15 protein-coding genes are annotated in these 17,300 nt (G+C 44.4%); 4 read left to right on the forward strand and 11 right to left on the reverse strand.

Annotation, left to right across the window (positions count from 1 at the left end; translation table 11 throughout):
- Positions 1-152: 152 nt before the first annotated feature.
- The 6 genes from DVG78_RS00005 to DVG78_RS00030 form a co-directional block, all read right to left on the reverse strand.
- Complete coding sequence (locus tag DVG78_RS00005; protein ID WP_114459034.1) at positions 153-767, reverse strand: SDR family oxidoreductase; 615 nt, start codon at positions 765-767, stop codon at positions 153-155.
- A gap of 371 nt (positions 768-1,138) precedes the next feature.
- Entirely contained in the window at positions 1,139-1,849 is a 711-nt protein-coding gene (locus DVG78_RS00010) for an MAE_28990/MAE_18760 family HEPN-like nuclease (RefSeq protein WP_114459035.1), read from the reverse strand.
- 2 nt (positions 1,850-1,851) lie between these two features.
- Positions 1,852-2,928, reverse strand: coding sequence for a DUF262 domain-containing protein (locus DVG78_RS00015; protein ID WP_114459036.1), 1,077 nt, complete (start codon positions 2,926-2,928; stop codon positions 1,852-1,854).
- Positions 2,929-3,060: 132 nt separating this feature from the next.
- Positions 3,061-4,173: a Fic family protein gene (locus DVG78_RS00020; protein ID WP_114459037.1), complete on the reverse strand. Its 1,113-nt coding sequence runs from the start codon at positions 4,171-4,173 to the stop codon at positions 3,061-3,063.
- Between the two features lie 140 nt (positions 4,174-4,313).
- Complete coding sequence (locus DVG78_RS00025) at positions 4,314-5,135, reverse strand: helix-turn-helix domain-containing protein (RefSeq protein ID WP_114459038.1); 822 nt, start codon at positions 5,133-5,135, stop codon at positions 4,314-4,316.
- 52 nt (positions 5,136-5,187) lie between these two features.
- Positions 5,188-6,180 carry an SDR family NAD(P)-dependent oxidoreductase gene (locus DVG78_RS00030; RefSeq protein WP_114459039.1) on the reverse strand — a complete coding sequence of 331 codons (993 nt, stop codon included), beginning with the start codon at positions 6,178-6,180 and terminating at the stop codon, positions 5,188-5,190.
- A gap of 386 nt (positions 6,181-6,566) precedes the next feature.
- Here DVG78_RS00030 and DVG78_RS00035 point away from each other — a divergent pair, with 386 nt between their 5' ends.
- Together DVG78_RS00035 and DVG78_RS00040 are read left to right on the forward strand one after the other, a co-directional pair.
- On the forward strand, positions 6,567-9,011 hold the full coding sequence (locus DVG78_RS00035) for a TonB-dependent receptor (protein WP_114459040.1): 2,445 nt from the start codon (positions 6,567-6,569) through the stop codon (positions 9,009-9,011).
- Positions 9,012-9,182: 171 nt separating this feature from the next.
- Entirely contained in the window at positions 9,183-10,052 is an 870-nt protein-coding gene (locus DVG78_RS00040) for an aldose 1-epimerase family protein (protein ID WP_114459041.1), read from the forward strand.
- Between the two features lie 11 nt (positions 10,053-10,063).
- Here DVG78_RS00040 and DVG78_RS00045 read toward each other — a convergent pair whose 3' ends face one another.
- The 3 genes from DVG78_RS00045 to DVG78_RS00055 are packed head-to-tail and all read right to left on the reverse strand — an operon-like array spanning position 10,064 to position 11,471.
- On the reverse strand, positions 10,064-10,270 hold the full coding sequence (locus tag DVG78_RS00045) for a hypothetical protein (protein WP_114459042.1): 207 nt from the start codon (positions 10,268-10,270) through the stop codon (positions 10,064-10,066).
- Positions 10,271-10,288: 18 nt separating this feature from the next.
- On the reverse strand, positions 10,289-10,747 hold the full coding sequence (locus DVG78_RS00050) for a DUF6932 family protein (protein ID WP_114459043.1): 459 nt from the start codon (positions 10,745-10,747) through the stop codon (positions 10,289-10,291).
- A gap of 31 nt (positions 10,748-10,778) precedes the next feature.
- A complete protein-coding gene (locus DVG78_RS00055; RefSeq protein WP_114459044.1) occupies positions 10,779-11,471 on the reverse strand; it encodes an arylesterase in 693 nt (230 codons plus the stop codon).
- Between the two features lie 109 nt (positions 11,472-11,580).
- Here DVG78_RS00055 and DVG78_RS00060 point away from each other — a divergent pair, with 109 nt between their 5' ends.
- Positions 11,581-12,264 carry an ABC transporter ATP-binding protein gene (locus DVG78_RS00060; RefSeq protein ID WP_114459045.1) on the forward strand — a complete coding sequence of 228 codons (684 nt, stop codon included), beginning with the start codon at positions 11,581-11,583 and terminating at the stop codon, positions 12,262-12,264.
- Between the two features lie 127 nt (positions 12,265-12,391).
- Positions 12,392-14,932 (forward strand): ABC transporter permease, encoded by a 2,541-nt coding sequence (locus tag DVG78_RS00065; RefSeq protein WP_114459046.1) that lies wholly within the window; start codon positions 12,392-12,394, stop codon positions 14,930-14,932.
- Positions 14,933-14,936: 4 nt separating this feature from the next.
- On the opposite strand, the gene DVG78_RS00070 is transcribed toward DVG78_RS00065, so the two are convergent.
- Positions 14,937-16,253 carry an MFS transporter gene (locus DVG78_RS00070; RefSeq protein WP_114459047.1) on the reverse strand — a complete coding sequence of 439 codons (1,317 nt, stop codon included), beginning with the start codon at positions 16,251-16,253 and terminating at the stop codon, positions 14,937-14,939.
- A 24-nt stretch (positions 16,254-16,277) separates the two neighbouring features.
- Positions 16,278-17,291, reverse strand: a complete 1,014-nt coding sequence (locus DVG78_RS00075) for a zinc-dependent alcohol dehydrogenase (protein WP_114459048.1) — start codon at positions 17,289-17,291, stop codon at positions 16,278-16,280.
- Positions 17,292-17,300 lie beyond the last annotated feature (9 nt).

The raw sequence follows: 17,300 nt of genomic DNA on the forward strand, positions 1-17,300 counted from the left end.
AGGTATTTAACTGTAAGAACATCCATGCACTCAAACGCGAGCTGCTGCGCTCAATGAATTTAACTTCTCTACCCAATTGCTCTAAAGCGGATGCCTCAAAAAAAGAGGATAAGTCTGAAAAACACGAGGAGGATAGGTCGAGGTCTTGAAAATCAATCTTTTGCATCCGACAAATTTATGCCTTTTTTCCTTAGCCTGACGGCTATGGTGTTCACACCGGGAGGAATCATTTCAAAGACCTTTACATTCGTATGCTCAAGTTGCAAACGCAATGCTTGGGTATAGGCTCGAACGCCGGCTTTTGCAGCACTGTAAATAGGGGCAGAAGAATAAGACATAAAGGCAATACCCGATGAAACATTGACAATTGCCGCCGATTTCTTTGTTATGAGATGTGGTAAAAACTGATGCACCATCTGAATAGTACCTGAAAGATTGGTTGTGATTTCACGATTGATATTTTCCAAATCCAAGGACGTATCCTGCAAATCTATCAACCGCATCAATCCTGCATTATTGATGATGATATTCAAATCAGGAAACTGTTGCGTAACATGTTTGTACAGTTGTTCAATATCTTTCGGATTGCTTACATCACTTTGAAAAGTGTGAACGTGCGAAAACTTCTTTTTTGTTTCGTTCAATGCGTTAAGGTTGCGTCCGGTAACGATAATAGTAGCCCCTTGTTCTGAAAGTTGTTTTACAAACTCTAAACCAATTCCGCTGGTTCCGCCTGTAATTAAGACTGTGCTGTTTTTTAGTTCCATTTTTTTGATATTTTGTTACTGCAAAGTTCCGCAGTTATCAGAAAACGGATGTAGCCAAAAGTCGCAATCTTGTAGTCAAAAAGGAATGTCATTAGTAACGTGAGGTTGAGTCGCCTTGCTGCAACTCATTTTCCATTACACAGACCTTGGATTGGCATGACGACAATCAACGAAAGGTAAAAAGGGAAATGTTCAATCATAAGGGCTGGGATGTTGCAAAAGCAGGTATGGGCTGACGTAAGATTGGCTTGATTCTACTTTTACAAATTGTAGATCAAATCGGGTTACTACTTATTGTATTTTATCTTTTTTTAATTGCATCGAACATGAGCAATCACAAATATATGCCACTATCTGAATTGCGAAGGGCGTCAGGTTGTCGTTGAGTTCATTATATTAGTAGCAGATTGTCTTTTATAGGCTTTCGTAAAAATGTATTTTTCAATTTTTGTCAAAAATTCTTTCAAAAAAAGATTAGTTTCCTTTTTGAATATAAGTAAATCAGAATGGACATAATCTTTTCCGCAGTCAACAAATGTTACATTTCCATGCGCCAAATTATTTCGTAACGATTTTATTCGAACTAACCTCGCTCCCGCAACTCTCCTATTTTCTTCAAATTTGTATTTATTTGACAAGTTTCGTACTTTTAACGCATCTACATTGCCAGACAAATCGTTACTCTTGTTTTTTTTAATAAATTTATCATATTCAACATCAATTACTTCTTCAATTATCAAATTCATTATTTCATGAATTCTATCCGAGCCATGTTCTTTAAAATTTCGATGTTTGTATAAAATCCATATTTTTTGAATTTCATCAATCGCTTCTTGATATTTTATACTTTCATTGTTTATTGTTATATGAATAAATTCAATAGATCTCCTTATTGTTGATTCAATGAGATTATAAAGAAATAAGAATGTGTTTGCTTTTAATACTTTAAAAAGGTTTGAATCGATATCTCTTTGGTTGCCATTGTGAATAAGTTTAGCACCTTGTTCAATATCTCTAAGCATTGTAAGATATGAGTCAAGGTGCTTCATGTTAATTTCTAAATCATTTTTTATATCCACCATGTTCAATCGTTTTTAAGTAATTGATTTTTTACAAAATCAACTCGTTGATTAATTCGTTTCGGTGTATGCGTTTCATACTTTCCTGATATAATTTGCTGAAAATCAGAAGATTTTAGCCATTGTTTTGTGGCTTGTTTGCTTGTGGTTAAATTTGGTTTAGATTTAAGTGCTAATGAAACGCCTACTGAAATGGCTTCAAAATAGACTCTTGAGACTTGAGGGATATTGGACTTAGCAAATCCAAATTCAAAATTTTTCTCAACAAATTCAAGCATTTTGTTAAACTGATTTGTTTTTTCTATTTTCTCCTCATTTTTAAATGACAAGTTCTTCTCCATCAAATATGAATCTAAAAATTTAGCGATTCCTGTATGAGATGGATAGTGATGATAGTTGTCCAGAAGAGCAAAATACCTTAATACTAATTCTTGGTGTTCTTGCCGATTTTTCAACCACTTCACTATCGGGGCTAATTTTTGTAATTTTCTATTATCTTGACAAAGTTCATAAACAAAATTAGTGAATTCTCCTTGAAGCAATGCTTTTCTTTGCTCCATATCTTTTAATAAATCGCTGCCTCGATTTATGCGCTCAAACATATCTTTACGAACTTGTTCAGATGCCTTGTCCGTTAAAACAATCATTCTTATTGGAGTATTTTTTAACTTCCTTTGCCTTGCAATACTAAATTGATAAAATTGCAATCCATTTAACTTAGTTAATTTTTCTAATCGAGTAAGTGATAAGTTATTTTGCAAGAAAGCATATAGGGTTCTTATTCTCTGTGAACCGTCCACTATTTCCAATCTACCAGTCTCTCTAATTTCTGCAACGAAAATAAACGGAATCGGCAGCCCTAAAATAACTGACTCAATAAATTTTGATTGCCTTTCATTATCCCAAACAAAATCTCTTTGATAGTCGGGTACGAAAATCTCATTTTCATCTTCGTCAATTCCTTGAATATATTTGTTAACAATATATTCAATGGTAAATTCACGAGTATCGTAAGCAACTTCTTGTTGTTCTTCAAAAATTTGTTTCTCTGCTTCTTCAAGCTGTTCTTTTGATATATTCATTATATTTATTTTGATTTTGTTTCTACTAACATTTGCATTGTCACAGCAAATTACAGCAATGCAACCTACTCAAAAAACAAGCAATACGTGAATGTACAAAATTGGCTTGCCTTTTCGCAACTCATTTCCCATTTATTTATCAGGCGTTTTAAAGTTCACTAATTCGTAGTTAGCGTTTCGTCCTCCTTCTTCCGTTGGTTGCAGGATGCCTTTTTCTACCAAGTCTTTTATATCCCGTAAGGCGGTGTCGGTGGAGGTTTTGGTCATTTTAGCCCATTTTGAGGTTTGCAGTTTTCCTTCAAAATCGTCAAAGAGTTTATTGAGAATGAACCGTTGGCGCTCGTTGATGGGAGTATGCTCGTGCCGTTTCCAAAACTCCGCTTTGTGTACTATTTTTTGGGTGGTGTTTTCGGTGGCAAGCATCGCATTTTTGAGGCAGTGCAAAAACCAGTCGAGCCATTCTGTTATGTCGCCTGAGCTGTGTTGTACTTTTTGCAACACTTCGTAATAGCGTTTGCGTTCGGTCAATATTTGATTCGACATACTGTAAAAGCGCTCTCCACTGCCCTCGGAACGGGCAAGCAATAGGTCGGTGATGGCTCTTGCAATTCTGCCGTTGCCGTCGTCAAATGGGTGAATGATAATAAACCAAAAGTGGGCTATAGCGGCTTTTAAAACAGGGTCAAGACGGTTTTCGGTGTTGAACCAATCCAAAAATCGCTCCATTTCAGGTTTCACCGCTTCGGGTTTTACAGCCACATAATGCACTTTTTCTTTGCCCATGGCCCCCGAAACCACCTGCATTTCGCCTGATCGGTATCGTCCCGTTTCTATTTGATACGGCCCGCTGTACCCTGTGGGAAAGAGTGCGGCATGCCAACCAAATAAACGCTTTTCGGTCAAAGGCAGGGTGTGCCGTTGCGTAGCATCAAGCATCATCTCTACCACGCCTTCTATGTGGCGGCTGCTTGCCACAAGTCCTGCGGTATTGATGCCCAAACGCCGCGCGATAGATGAACGCACCTGATCATAATTGAGCAGTTCACCTTCTATTTCGGATGATTTTACTACATCTAAGGTTAAGGCGGTGAGCGTAGCTTCTTCTTTGGCAGAAAAGCCCAAAGCGCTCATTTGTCCTATTATTTTACCTTGCATCAGCCGGATCTCACCAAATACGGCGTTGATGGCTTTGTCATCCCACGAAAAATCAGGCCAATTGGGATACTCGTAAATGTAAGTTGGCATCGAATGATCTTATTTTGCGGTGAATATAGACATTATTCGCCGCAAATATGCGGTGATTAGGTTGTTTTTTCACCGCACCGGGATAAACTGCCGAAATCGACGTCCAACTTTTGAGCCATTGGTTTTTGGGTCGCCCGGCATTAGTGTACATACCTTGCCTGAGCTACTTCCGTTGGGGCATAACCAAATTGTTTTTTGAAGGCAAACGAAAAATGGGAAAGGTTTTCAAAGCCTGTTTCGTAGCAGGCTTCAATCGGCTTTACTTTCCGTTCGGCGATCTGATAATGTGCCAGTTCCAAGCGTTTTTGGGTGAGCCATTTTTGGGGCGTAGTGTTAAAGGCTTTTTTAAAGTCACGTTTGAAGGTGGTTAAACTTCGGCCGGTGAGGTAGCCGAATTTTTCGATGGGCATATTGAACATGTAGTTTTTCTCCATGTAGCTGATTAGATCCACTTTGTACGGGTCGTCAAAATTGGCCAATACGCTGTCCACTTCGGGGTCAATGGCTCTTAAAATACTGATCGCTTCGGTAATTTTCAACGCCGCCAAATTTTCGGGAAATTGCCCCTGCATCTCAAAATAGGGAATCAAAGAAGTAAGGCAACTCTCCAACAAAGGGTGGTTGCTGAAACTCCGAATTTTGGGGACGGCGGTAATTTTGGTTTTTACCTCAATGGTACGGTAGAAATCCCTCAGAATTTTCGTGGTCAACAGCATTACTACGGTTTTGTGGGGCAAACCGTCTTTGGGATAATTGATGATGGTGGCGGGTTTGTTTCTTGGAATCAGAAAAATGTCGCCCGTTTGAAAGCGGTGGGTTGCTTCTGCCTGCACGATCTTTGTTTCGCCGGAAATAAACCACACGAGCATGTGTTGGTCAAACACAATTTCAGATTTGAAAAAGTGGTCCTCGTAGCAGGAAAGTTTTATTTCGGGGGTCAAATACTTCGATACGTGTTCCATACCTCAATGCTGTTTCTAATCAGGGTTAAATAACCACAATTCAAGGGTGATTTCATAGGCTAAATTCTATTCCTGTCCATTTTTCGCTTAATTTCCACAGGCGTTTTGCGTTGGCTTCGTCCAAGGAATAAGGTTGTACGCCGCCCGGTAGAGAGGCATCATGAGACAATTCGGCGATATCGGCGTCTTCGCAATACACCCCGCCCAAGTCGTTGAGCAGTGGGCTGGTGGCACACCACACGGTGGTGGCGGCGCCCTGCGGAATTGTTTTCAGCGAAGCGGCTACTTCGGGCAGGATATTTCCCGCAGCATCGCAAAAGCCCATTTGCTGAAACAACGCTATCGGCGCTTCTCTTCCTAATTCGGTTCCGTTGATGGAGCCCGGGTGCAGCGAATAGGCTCTTACGTGGAATGCTTTGCCGCGATGGTCCAATTCGAGGGCAAAAAGATTGCTTGCCGTTTTGGATTGCCCATACCCTTGCAGAGTTTCATAGTCCCGATGATGGAAATTGGGGTCTTCAAAATCGAACGGGGCAAAACGATGGCCATCGGAGGATACATTTACGACTCTGGCACCGTTTGCCTGAATCAGGGCAGGCCATAGTCTTGCCGTAAGTTGAAACTGTGCCAGATAGTTGGTGGCCAACTGCGATTCAATGCCCCGGCTATCTCGGCGCAGCGGAACCCACATAATGCCCGCATTGTGAATAAGTAAATGAAGCGGTCTGCCAGAGGCCAAGAATTTTTTGGCAAAAGCATCAATGGAATCAGGATTCATGAGGTCCATTGGTTCCGATTCGACATTGGCGATATCCTCCAGATTTCTTTTTGCTTTTTCAATGTCTCTGGCGGGCACGATGACGGTTGCTCCTGCGGCGGCAAGCGTTCTGACGGCTTCCAAGCCGATGCCCGTGTTTCCACCCGTTACGATGACGATTTTTCCGGTAAGGTCAATGCCTTTGATGACGTCATTGGTGGTTGATGTGGCGTTAAATCCTGAGCCTATTGGTTGTTGTAACGCTCCCTGATAATTGTTCTGTCCCATTTCTTTGATTGGTTTTTTGTTGGGACAAAGGTAGAAGGTGATTTCTCGGGCGACTTTGTTTAAAAGACCGAATTTGCTTTGTTGAGAGGGCCGTTTTGCGATTGGATTTTTAGAAGTAATTGAATAGTCCTGTGTGCATTTTTTTATCAGGCGGTTTCCTGCAACTCATCAAATATTCCATCATCGTATACTGCTTGGGATATTGTATTCAACTGCCACTTATGTCAGTGTGACAGATTGATTACGCCAATCCATGTAATCACTTTGGTACGTATTTTTTGCATTTCAGACTTTAATTAAGACCATTAATGCACGGTTTGGTTTGTTAGGGGCATGATTGCAAATACATTTGTTGCTGCATCCTGTCAACCAACTCATTACAGCCCATGAATCAACGCTACACTTCTGCTTTTGCAGGTTTTTTGCTCTTTATTTTATCTCAATCCCTTTTGGCGCAAACGTTTAGACTTTCTGGTGAAATACAGGGCACGAGCCAAAAACCGCTAGATGGAGCCGTGGTTTCTTTGTTGAATGCCAAAGATTCTTCTTTTGTAAAAGCGGCCGTAACCGAAGCCAATGGTCAGTTTGAACTGCTGAACATCAAATCGGCGGCTTATCTGTTGATGGTGAGCAATTTGGGTTATCAAAAATACATCAGTAAGCCATTTTCAGTGGCGCAAACGGATGCGACGTTACCTGCCGTGGTTTTGGTGGAAGAAAACAAAAGTTTGGCAGAAGTAAAGGTAACGGGCAAAAAGCCGTTTGTCGAAACTAAAATTGACCGAACGGTGGTGAATGTGGATGCGCTGATTGGCAATGCTGGCACAAATGCGTTGGAAGTGCTCGAAAAATCGCCGGGGATTGCCGTTGACCAAAACGGGGGAATTCGGCTGAAAGGCAAATCGGGCGTGGTGGTGTTTGTGGACGATAAACCTACGTACCTATCGGCCGATGACTTGGCCAATTACCTCAAATCGCTCCCCGCTGGCTCGGTCGAAACCATCGAAATTATGCCCAATCCGCCCGCCAAATACGACGCGGCGGGGAATGCGGGTGTGATTAATATTCGATTGAAGAAAAATGTGTTGAAAGGATTTAACGGTGGGGTCAATTTGAGCTACGGTCAGGGAGTGTACAGACGTACCAACAACAGCCTCAATTTTAATTACCGAATCAATAAGCTTAATTTTTTCAGCAACGCGAGCGTCAACCATAACAGTACTTACCAAGACCTTACCATTTGGCGACGCTACTACCAGCCCACGGGAGAATATACCTCGGCATTTACCCAAAATTCGTACATTCAGCGCAATCTGGGTGGAAATAACCTAAAAGTAGGCGTGGATTTTTACGCGTCCAAAAAAACGACTTTGGGGGTGGTATTGAATGGATTTTACAACCCTTCGTTGGTCAATGTAACCAATAAAGCCAAGGTACTGAATGCCGCAAATGAGGTGACAAGCTTGGTGGAGGCCGTCAGCCCTACCGACAGAGTGTGGAAAAACGGCAGCGCCAATTTCAATTTTACCTATAAATTTGACAGCACGGGCAAAGAACTTTCGACCAATGCCGATTACATTCACTACCAATCGACCAGTAACCAAACCCTGACCAATACCCTGTTTGATCCTCAAAATAAATTTGTCAGTCAGTCGGTTTTGTTCTCCTCGCTGCCCACTACCATCGACATCAGCACGGCTAAAGTTGATTATACGAGTCCGTTGAAAAGCGGCGGTAAAATTGAAACGGGGGTGAAAACGAGCTTTATCAAAACGGGAAATGTCGCCGATTTTTTTGATGTTTTGGACGGAAAACGTTTTCCTAATTATGAGTTTACCAATAACTTTAATTACAAAGAAAACATCAACGCGTCGTACGTAAATTACGCCCGGGAGTTCAAGCGGCTGTCGGTGCAGGCGGGGCTTCGTTTTGAAAATACCACCATCAAAGGGCATCAATTGGGCAATAAACAAACCAAAGACTCCACTTTTATCCGAAAATACAACAGCTTTTTCCCGACATTTTACGCGCGGTATCGGTTAGATTCGGCCGATGTTCACCAAGTGGGATTCTCGTTTGGCCGTCGGATTGACCGACCCAATTATCAGGACATGAATCCGTTTTCGTACCCACTCGACCGCTTTACTTATTACGGTGGAAATCCCTTTTTGCAACCGACATTTTCGTACAATTTCGAACTCTCTCACACCTTCAAAAACAAGATTACCACGACGTTACAGTACAGCCTTGCTAAAAACGTGATTTCGGAAACCAATGAGCAGCGCGGCACGATTTATTACAGTCGCCCGGGCAATTTTGGGCAGCGGATTTCGTACGGAATTTCGGTCAATGGCAGCTTGCAGCCCACCAAATGGTGGACGCTCAATCTCTATACCGAGTACATCAACAATGGTTTCAAGGCGACGTTGTACGGTCAAAAGTTAGACGATTCGCGTTTTTATTGGGCGGTTATTCCCACCAATCAATTCCAACTCAGTAGCACTTGGTCGGCCGAATTGGCAGGGTCGTACCAAAGTACGTTTTTATTGGGTCAACTGCTGATTTATCCGATTGGCTCGGTACGGGCGGGATTGTCCAAAAAGGTATGGAAAAATCAAGGGACGATTAGACTCAACGTCAGCGATATATTTTATACCAACCAAATCAAGGGAGATATTCGTAACATTGCCAACGCCTCGGCCAACTGGTTCAGCTACTTGGACTCGCGCGTCGTGACTTTGTCGCTTACGTATCGTTTCAACAAAGGCAAAACCCTGAATGTACGCCAAACGGGTGGCTCAGAAAGTGAGAAAAGTCGGGTGAGAAGTTGACAAATAAGCCGATTTAAGTGATTTCTGGTTGACAGAACCGACGTATAAGACGCATTATTTATGGTTCTATCAATTGAAATTTAAAAATAGTTTCAACTGGAAAGTATGGATTTGTTGGCGTATTTTGCGATGGAGTAAATTTCGTTAATCACCCAATTGCTTAAATCATTCATGATAACCATCCAAAACGCCGATGTCCAAGCCACCATCAATCCCAAAGGTGCGGAGCTCAATAGCTTGGTTTTGCTCGCTTCCCAGCTTGAATTTATGTGGCAGGGAAATCCTGATTTTTGGGGCAAACATTCGCCCGTTTTGTTTCCAATTGTGGGAGGCCTGAAAGACAATACTTACTATTTTGACGGTACAGCCTACCACCTTCCCCGCCACGGGTTTGCCCGTGAAAAAACCTTTGCGGTGGAGCAACAACAAAGTGATTCAGTTACGTTTTTGTTGACCCACGACGAAAGTACGTTGGCCGTGTACCCGTTTGAATTTGCGTTTCGGGTTCGGTATTCGCTATTGAACAATCAATTGAAAGTCAGTTATTTGGTGGAAAATTCAAGCGGCGACGCGCTGTGGTTTTCGGTGGGAGCGCACCCAGCCTTTAAAGTGCCGTTGGTAGAAGGAACGCAGTATGAAGACTATCTTTTGAGTTTCAATAAATCCGAAGATTGGGCACGGTGGCCGCTAACGCTGGAAGGAATGGTTGAAAAAACGCCTGTTTTGTTGGCGGAGCAATCAACGGATTTGCCGCTGACTAAAGAACTATTTTATGAGGATGCGCTTGTCTTCAAAAACTATCGTTCCGACAGCGTGGTGCTGCACACGCCAAAATCCCCTCATTCGCTACAATTTGATTTTCCCGATTTTTCTTATCTCGGCATTTGGGCCGCCAAAAACGCCGACTTCGTTTGTATCGAACCTTGGTGCGGAATCGCCGATTCGGTGGACCATAACCAAGACATTACCCAAAAAGAAGGGATTATTGAGTTGGCAGCCAAAGAACATTTTGAGCGGAGTTGGACGGTGACTTTGGGGTGAGGAATGTTTTGCTAGGCGGCCAATGCTACATTTACGTCCATTTCAGCGAGTAAAGCTAAAAGTTGTTTGGTGAGGTTAGTTTTCAATTCCTGATACTGTACAATTGCCAACGTATCAGGAATTTCCTGAGCTTCATGTCGTACGAGTGCGGCATTGATACGACCAATGCTCTCAAGTGTATATTGAATTTCATCTTGGAGTGATTCGTAAGCTTTCATAAAATTTTCAGTTTAATCTCATTTGTCGTCTTTTGAAATTTTCATTTTTAATATTCCTTTTGACCTTCTTTTGCGGTCTTTGGTGAGAAGATGATACCAATCCAGTTCATTAAATTTAGAAAAATTATAATTAAGATGCCCAAGAGGATATAGTTTGACAAAGTAGGCATCTACCTGAGGAAATGCGATTCTGAGTGAGCCAAGAGCCTTATAATGTGAATCGTATGTGTAGTGATTAACAAAACAAACAACGTCAATGTCATTGGGTCGGGTTTTTAACGTTGCAAAGCTGCCATCAATCCAAATGTCAAATTCAGATAATCCTAGCGCCTTAACTGAATGTATAAATTTTTTGAATGAGCGGTAAATGTTCAAACGATGCTCATTGAAAATGAAATATTCTTCCAATTGGTAAGTATCTATACTGACAATATCGTAAGAGACTAAGTGGCCGTTTGGATCAAAGGTTATTGACATAGATTCTTTATAATAAAATCAGTATTTAAACTTACACACCCTTCTCCAACATTCCTTCTAGCACTTGCCACACATTTTCGGCCACGATTTTTGCCCCGACGGCGTTGGGATGGATGCCGTCTTTTTGGTTAAGTTTTACTTCGCCGCCTACGTTTTCGAGGAGGAAAGGAATGAGTTCTACCTTGTTTTTCTGGGCCAATTCGGGATAAATTACTTTAAATTCGTCGGCGTATTTTTTGCCCATACTGGGTGGCACCTGCATACCCGCTAATACAATCTTGGCTTCGGGGTATTTGGCTTTTACCTTGTCAATCATGGATTGGAGGTTTTTGCGGGTTTCAGTGGCGGGAATCCCGCGCAGACCGTCGTTGCCGCCCAATTCCAGAATGAAAATATCAACGGGGTTTTTCAGTACCCAATCCAAACGGCTGTTGCCGCCCGAAGTAGTCTCGCCACTGACACCCGCATTCACGATTTTATAAGGTAATTTGAGCGAATCTAGCCGATTTTGGAGCTGTGCAGGGTACGATTCCGAAGGCTCCAGACCGTAACCCGCCGTGAGGCTATTGCCAAAAATAAGAATGTTCTTAACTGTTTTTACGGGGGTAGCGGGGCTGCTTTTGGTTGCGGAAGTTTGCTCATCAGAGGGTTTTTCGGTGTTGGTACAGGCCACAAAGGCGAACATCAAAAAATAAAGCAGAAAGATTGAAACTATTTTAGGCATAATGTATTTTGATTAGAATACTGGTATAAAATAAACTCATGCAAAGACGTATAAGTTTCTGAAACACTGTCGTTTCTTTGCAGCTTGGCGTGAATTCTAAACATAGACTATGGCAAATATACTTCATCTTCATCAGGTTGGGAAAGTTTATCGGAGTGGTAATCGAGATTTAAAAGTACTGGATGACGTCAATTTTTCGGTCGAAGCAGGCTCTACGCTTTCGATTGTCGGGCCGTCGGGCAGTGGAAAAACAACTTTACTTGGTCTTTGTGCAGGATTGGATCGCGCGTCGAGCGGACAGGTTGAACTAAACGGCATCGGTCTAAACCAACTCAACGAAGATGAATTGGCGTCGGTCAGGAACCGTTACATTGGATTTATTTTTCAGAATTTTCAACTCATGCCCACCCTCACGGCGCTCGAAAACGTGATGGTGCCGCTGGAATTGCGCGGCGAAAAAAACGTTCGCAGTCGCGCCTTGGACTTGCTTGATAAGGTGGGCTTGGCCGACAGAGGGCACCATTATCCGACGCAGTTGAGCGGCGGCGAGCAGCAGCGCGTATCGTTGGCGCGGGCATTTTCCAACCAACCCCAAATCCTTTTTGCCGATGAGCCTACGGGAAACCTAGACGCTGAAACGGGTGTGAAAGTGGAGAAATTGCTGTTTGATTTGAACAAAGAATCAGGAACTACGCTCATTCTCGTGACCCACAACCTCGAATTGGCCGCCAAAACCCAGCGAATCATTCGCATCAAAGGCGGGAAGATTCTTTCAGATACGCTTACTTCATAAAAATAACCACAGCGTTCCACGGAGTGATGCACTGAGTTACACTGAGAAACAGAACTTTGTGATACCCTGTGCAAAAACTCGCGGCGGCAGCCCGCTCCGTGTAACTCTGTGGTAAAAAAAAATTAAAATGAATAATAAGATAAATTTTGCGTGGCTGGTCACGATGGCTTGGCGCGACAGTCGGCGCAATTATTCGCGTTTGTTGCTTTTTGTTTCTTCCATTGTCTTGGGCATTGCGGCGTTGGTGGCTATCTATTCTTTGGGCTACAACTTGCAACAAAATATTGATACACAGGCTGCTTCGCTGTTGGGAGCCGACTTGGAGCTTTCCGACAATACGCCACCGAGTCCCAAAATGACCCATTTGGTTGATTCGTTAAAAGGGCAGCAATCAAAAGAGTTGAGCTTTGCGTCCATGATTTATTTCCCCAAAAACAGCGGTACGCGTTTGGCGCAGATTCGGGCGTTGGAGGGTGATTTTCCGTATTATGGGGAATTGGAAACCGAGCCAGCCTCGGCGGGCAAAACCTTCCGCAACAAAAAAGAAGTGCTGGTAGACCAAACGCTCATGCTGCAATACCAAGCCAACGTGGGCGATTCGCTCAAAGTAGGCGAGGTGACGTTTTTGATTGCGGGGATTTTGAAAAAAGCCCCCGGACAAACGGGCATTGCGGCCACGGTAGCGCCGTCGGTGTACATTCCGTTGTCGTATTTGAAGCAAACGAATTTGGCGCAAAAGGGCAGCCGTATCACGTATCGTTATTATTTCAAATTTGCGCCCAAGGTCAATATGCCGCTGCTGGTCAAGAAGATTGAACCCACAGTAGAGGCCGAAGATTACAACTACCGCACCGTCGAAAGTCAAAAGGAAGACACGGGGCGCTCATTTCGCGATTTGACACGTTTTTTGAGTTTGGTTGGCTTTATTGCGTTGCTTTTGGGGTGTGTTGGGGTGGCGAGTGCCATTCATATTTACATCAAAGAAAAGCTCAATTCCATCGCTATTTTGCGGTGTTTAGGTGTAAAAGCGTCACAAGCATTTCTGATTTATTTGATTCAGATTTCAGGAATCGGTTTGATTGGGTCGTTGCTCGGGGCGGGATTGGGAGCGGTGATTCAGCAATTTTTGCCTGCCGTATTGAAAGACTTTCTACCGTTTGAGTTGGCGACCGAATTGTCGTTTTCGGCCATCGGACAAGGCGTTGTGTTGGGGGTGATTATCTCCAATCTGTTTGCGTTGTTGTCGTTGGTTTCCATTCGGAAAGTGTCACCGCTTAATGTGCTTCGAGCCTCGTACGAACAGACAACCATCACCAAAGACCCACTGAAATGGCTCGTTTATGCCCTTATTTTGCTGTTTGTGTTCGGATTTACGTGGTTGCAAATGAAAAAATGGACCGATGCCGTAGCCTTTACGGGTGGGGTAACGATGGCGTTTTTGCTGCTCTTGGGTATGGCTTCGCTGTTGATGTGGTTGGTGCGCCGTTTCTTCCCTTCTTCGTGGGGGTATTTGGGGCGGCAGGGATTGGCAAATTTGTACCGTCCCAACAACCAAACGGCCATTTTGATGGTCTCTATTGGCTTGGGAACCATGTTTATCTGTACGTTGCTTTTTGTGCAAAACCTTTTGCTGGCCCGCATCAAACTTTCGACCGACGGCGACCAACCCAACATGGTACTGTTTGATATTCAGACGCCGCAAAAAGCGCCCGTGATTGCTTTGTTGAAACAACAAAACTTGCCCGTTTTACAGTCGGTGCCGATTGTGACGATGCGATTGGATGAACTGAACGGACAAACCTCCGTGGAAGCACTCAAAGATACCACCAATAAACGTTGGCGGGGGCTGTTTAGCCGCGAATACCGCGTCACCTTCCGCGATTCGCTGATTTCGACCGAAAAAATAGTGAAAGGTAAATGGATTGGCGAAGCAAAAGACCCCGCCGCACCCGTGCCTATTTCGTTGGAGGATGGCTACGCGGAGCGCAATACCATCAAAGTTGGTGATACGCTGACCTTCAACGTGCAGGGAACCATGCTCACGACCGTGGTGGCGAGTCTGCGCGATGTGGATTGGGCGGGCGTACAAACCAATTTTTTGGTGTTGTTTCCCAAAGGGGTATTGGAAGACGCGCCGCAGTTTCACGTATTTCTGACGCACGTACCCAACAACCAAGTGTCGGCGAAGTTTCAGCAGTCGGTTGTGCAGCAATTCCCTAATATCTCGATGATTGATTTGGGGCTTATTCTCACCGTTTTGGACGATATTTCTACCAAAATCGGCTTTGTGATTCGCTTCATGGCGGGCTTTAGCATTCTGACAGGCTTGATTGTCCTCATTGCGTCGGTGTTGATTTCCAAGTACCAACGTATTCAGGAAAGCGTGTTGTTAAGAACATTAGGCGCAAGCCGTCGGCAGATTTTGGTAATTACGGCCTTAGAATACTTCTTTTTGGGAACATTGGCCGCCGCAACGGGCGTTTTATTGGCCGTAGGCGGTGGTTGGGCACTGGCACGTTTCAGCTTTGAAACAGATTTTAACCCTCAATTCCTGCCCGTTTTGGTGGTGTTTTTGGTAGTGCCTGCCATCACGGTATTCATCGGTTTGATTAATAGTTGGGGGATTTTGTCGCGTTCACCGCTGGAGGTTTTACGGCAAGATGTGTAAATCCTCAATTCACATTCTTGGAAGGAATTGAATAGGCCATAAAACCCGCTACCAACAACGGAACCGAAAAAAGGCTGAACAATGTGGTGACTGCTAACCCCCAATCAGAAAATATCCCAAATAGGGCAGGGCCGAGAATGGCCCCAAAGCGCCCGACGCCCATGGCCAAGCCCACGCCCGTGGAGCGCATGTTGGCGGGGTAAATTCGGGTAGCGGCGGGGTAAAAAGCGTTAAAGCCGCCTTGCACAAAAAAGCCGATGAAAAAGGTCAACACAAACATCAAAAGTGGCGTGAGTCGGTAATTGCCGTAGATGAGCATGATGGCGAAGGCGGTCAACATAAAGCCTAAAAGTACTTTTCTGATGCCAAAACGGGTGATGCACATTCCCATCACAAAAACGCCCGCAAACGCCCCAAAATTGAGGGCTGTACCCACCAATGTCGCCATTTCAAAGGGCATTCCTGATTCCTTGGCGATGTTGGGAACCCAACTCATGAGGGTATAAAGCGTCAAAAATCCAAAGAATATGCCAATCCAGAGGCGAAGAGTAGAAGCAATGTAGAGTGGTGAAAATAAATCTTTTAAAGGAACTGGTTGCGTATCGTGGGGTTTGACGGGCAGCTGTTCGATGCCTTCCTGATTCATTTTTTTGAGGATTGCATTGATTTTGTTTTTGGCATTTTTTGGCTGATGTTTTCCCAGAAAAGCCAGCGATTCGGGCATGAAAATATAAACGCCGACGAGCATCACCAACGAAACCAATCCTGCCGCTAAATAAGCAAATCGCCAACCGAATTCGGGAACGGCCCAAGTCGTAAAGAACCCCGTAAGAATGGCCCCCAACGGCCAACCTGCCTGCACCAGTCCCACGCTGAAATCGCGTCTTTTTGTGTTCGAAAACTCGGCGGCTACCGTGGCTAGGTTGGGCAATATTCCCCCAATCCCCAGACCAGTTAGTACCCGCAAGGTCAAAAGTTGGGCGTAGGAGGTCACGCCGTAGGCCAAAAGCATCCCGCTCGTAATAAGCACCAATGACACCAAAAATATCTTTCTGCGGCCTATTTTGTCGCCCAGAGGCGCTAGTAAAAAGCATCCTGCGGTCATTCCTGCCAGTCCAGCGCTAAAAATATACCCCAATTCACTTTTGGAAAGCCCCCATTCATTGGCAATTTCGGAACCCGTAAACGAAACGACCAAGACATCGATGCCGTCGTTGAAGTTCAAAATAAAACAAAGCGCTACAATGATGATTTGATACGTCGACATGGGGTTCGTATCCATCAATTCTTTCAATCGGGTTTGTAACTGTTCGTAGGTCATGGTATAGGTTAAGGGGAGCAGAGGCTAAGGAAGAATGACTATTTTACTGTCGTCGCCAGCAGCGGCGATTTCGAGGGCTGATTGTAGATTTTCCAACGTCATAAAGCGAGAAATGATAAAGCCTGGGCGGATGATGCCCGCCGCAATGAGTTGAATCGTTCGTTTAAAATCGAGGGGATGGTGGTAAATGATGGAAGGTATAATGTGGATTCCTTCGCGGGCTATTTTGAGTGGGGTAAAGGTGGCTAAATTGGCCGAAAGCCCCACTAAAATAATCTCCGAGCCCCGTGGGGCGGCCGCTGCGGCCAACGAGGCCGTGTGCGCAATGCCTGCACATTCAAAGATGGAGGTTACTTGATTTTTCGCCCAAACGTCGCCTAAAACAGCGGCCTGTGTTTCTATGTCTCCTTCGGCCGTAACCGGTACTGCGCCCAAGTCCTCCGCAATTTTGAGCTTTGACTGATTGATTTCGGTCACAAATACTTTGTACCCTAGCGACAACGCCAAGTGGGTCAGTAATAAGCCAATCGCTCCCAAGCCAATCACGGCGATGGTATCTCCGGGTTGAGCGCTTGATGTCAGTAGGGCATGAACACTCACGGCGGCGGGTTCGATGGCAACGGCGTCATTGTCGGAAATAGCCTCGGGAACGGGCCAACAAAAGTCGGCGGGAAGTACGACGTATTCGGCAAAACAGCCCGCTTCATTGAGACCGAGGACGCGTTTGTTGGAGCAAATATTTCCGCGACCACTCAGGCATTGCGTGCATTTACGACAAGGGATATTTGGCTCAATGACAACACGTTGGCCGATGCTTCGGTCAGTGACACCTTCCCCGATTTTATCAATAAATCCCAGCCCTTCGTGACCGATGACGGTGGGTGCGTTCAACAAACGATGGCCCAGAAATAAGTGAACATCGGAGCCACATACACCGATCATTTTTAATTTTACCCGTACTTCGCCCGCACGAGGCTCGGGGATGGGCGTGGTCGTTATTTGAATTTCTTGGGGTTTCGTCAGGAAAGCAGTGCGCATGATGCAAAA

It is taken from the genome of Runella aurantiaca (assembly GCF_003339505.1).
GTDB lineage: Bacteria > Bacteroidota > Bacteroidia > Cytophagales > Spirosomataceae > Runella > Runella aurantiaca.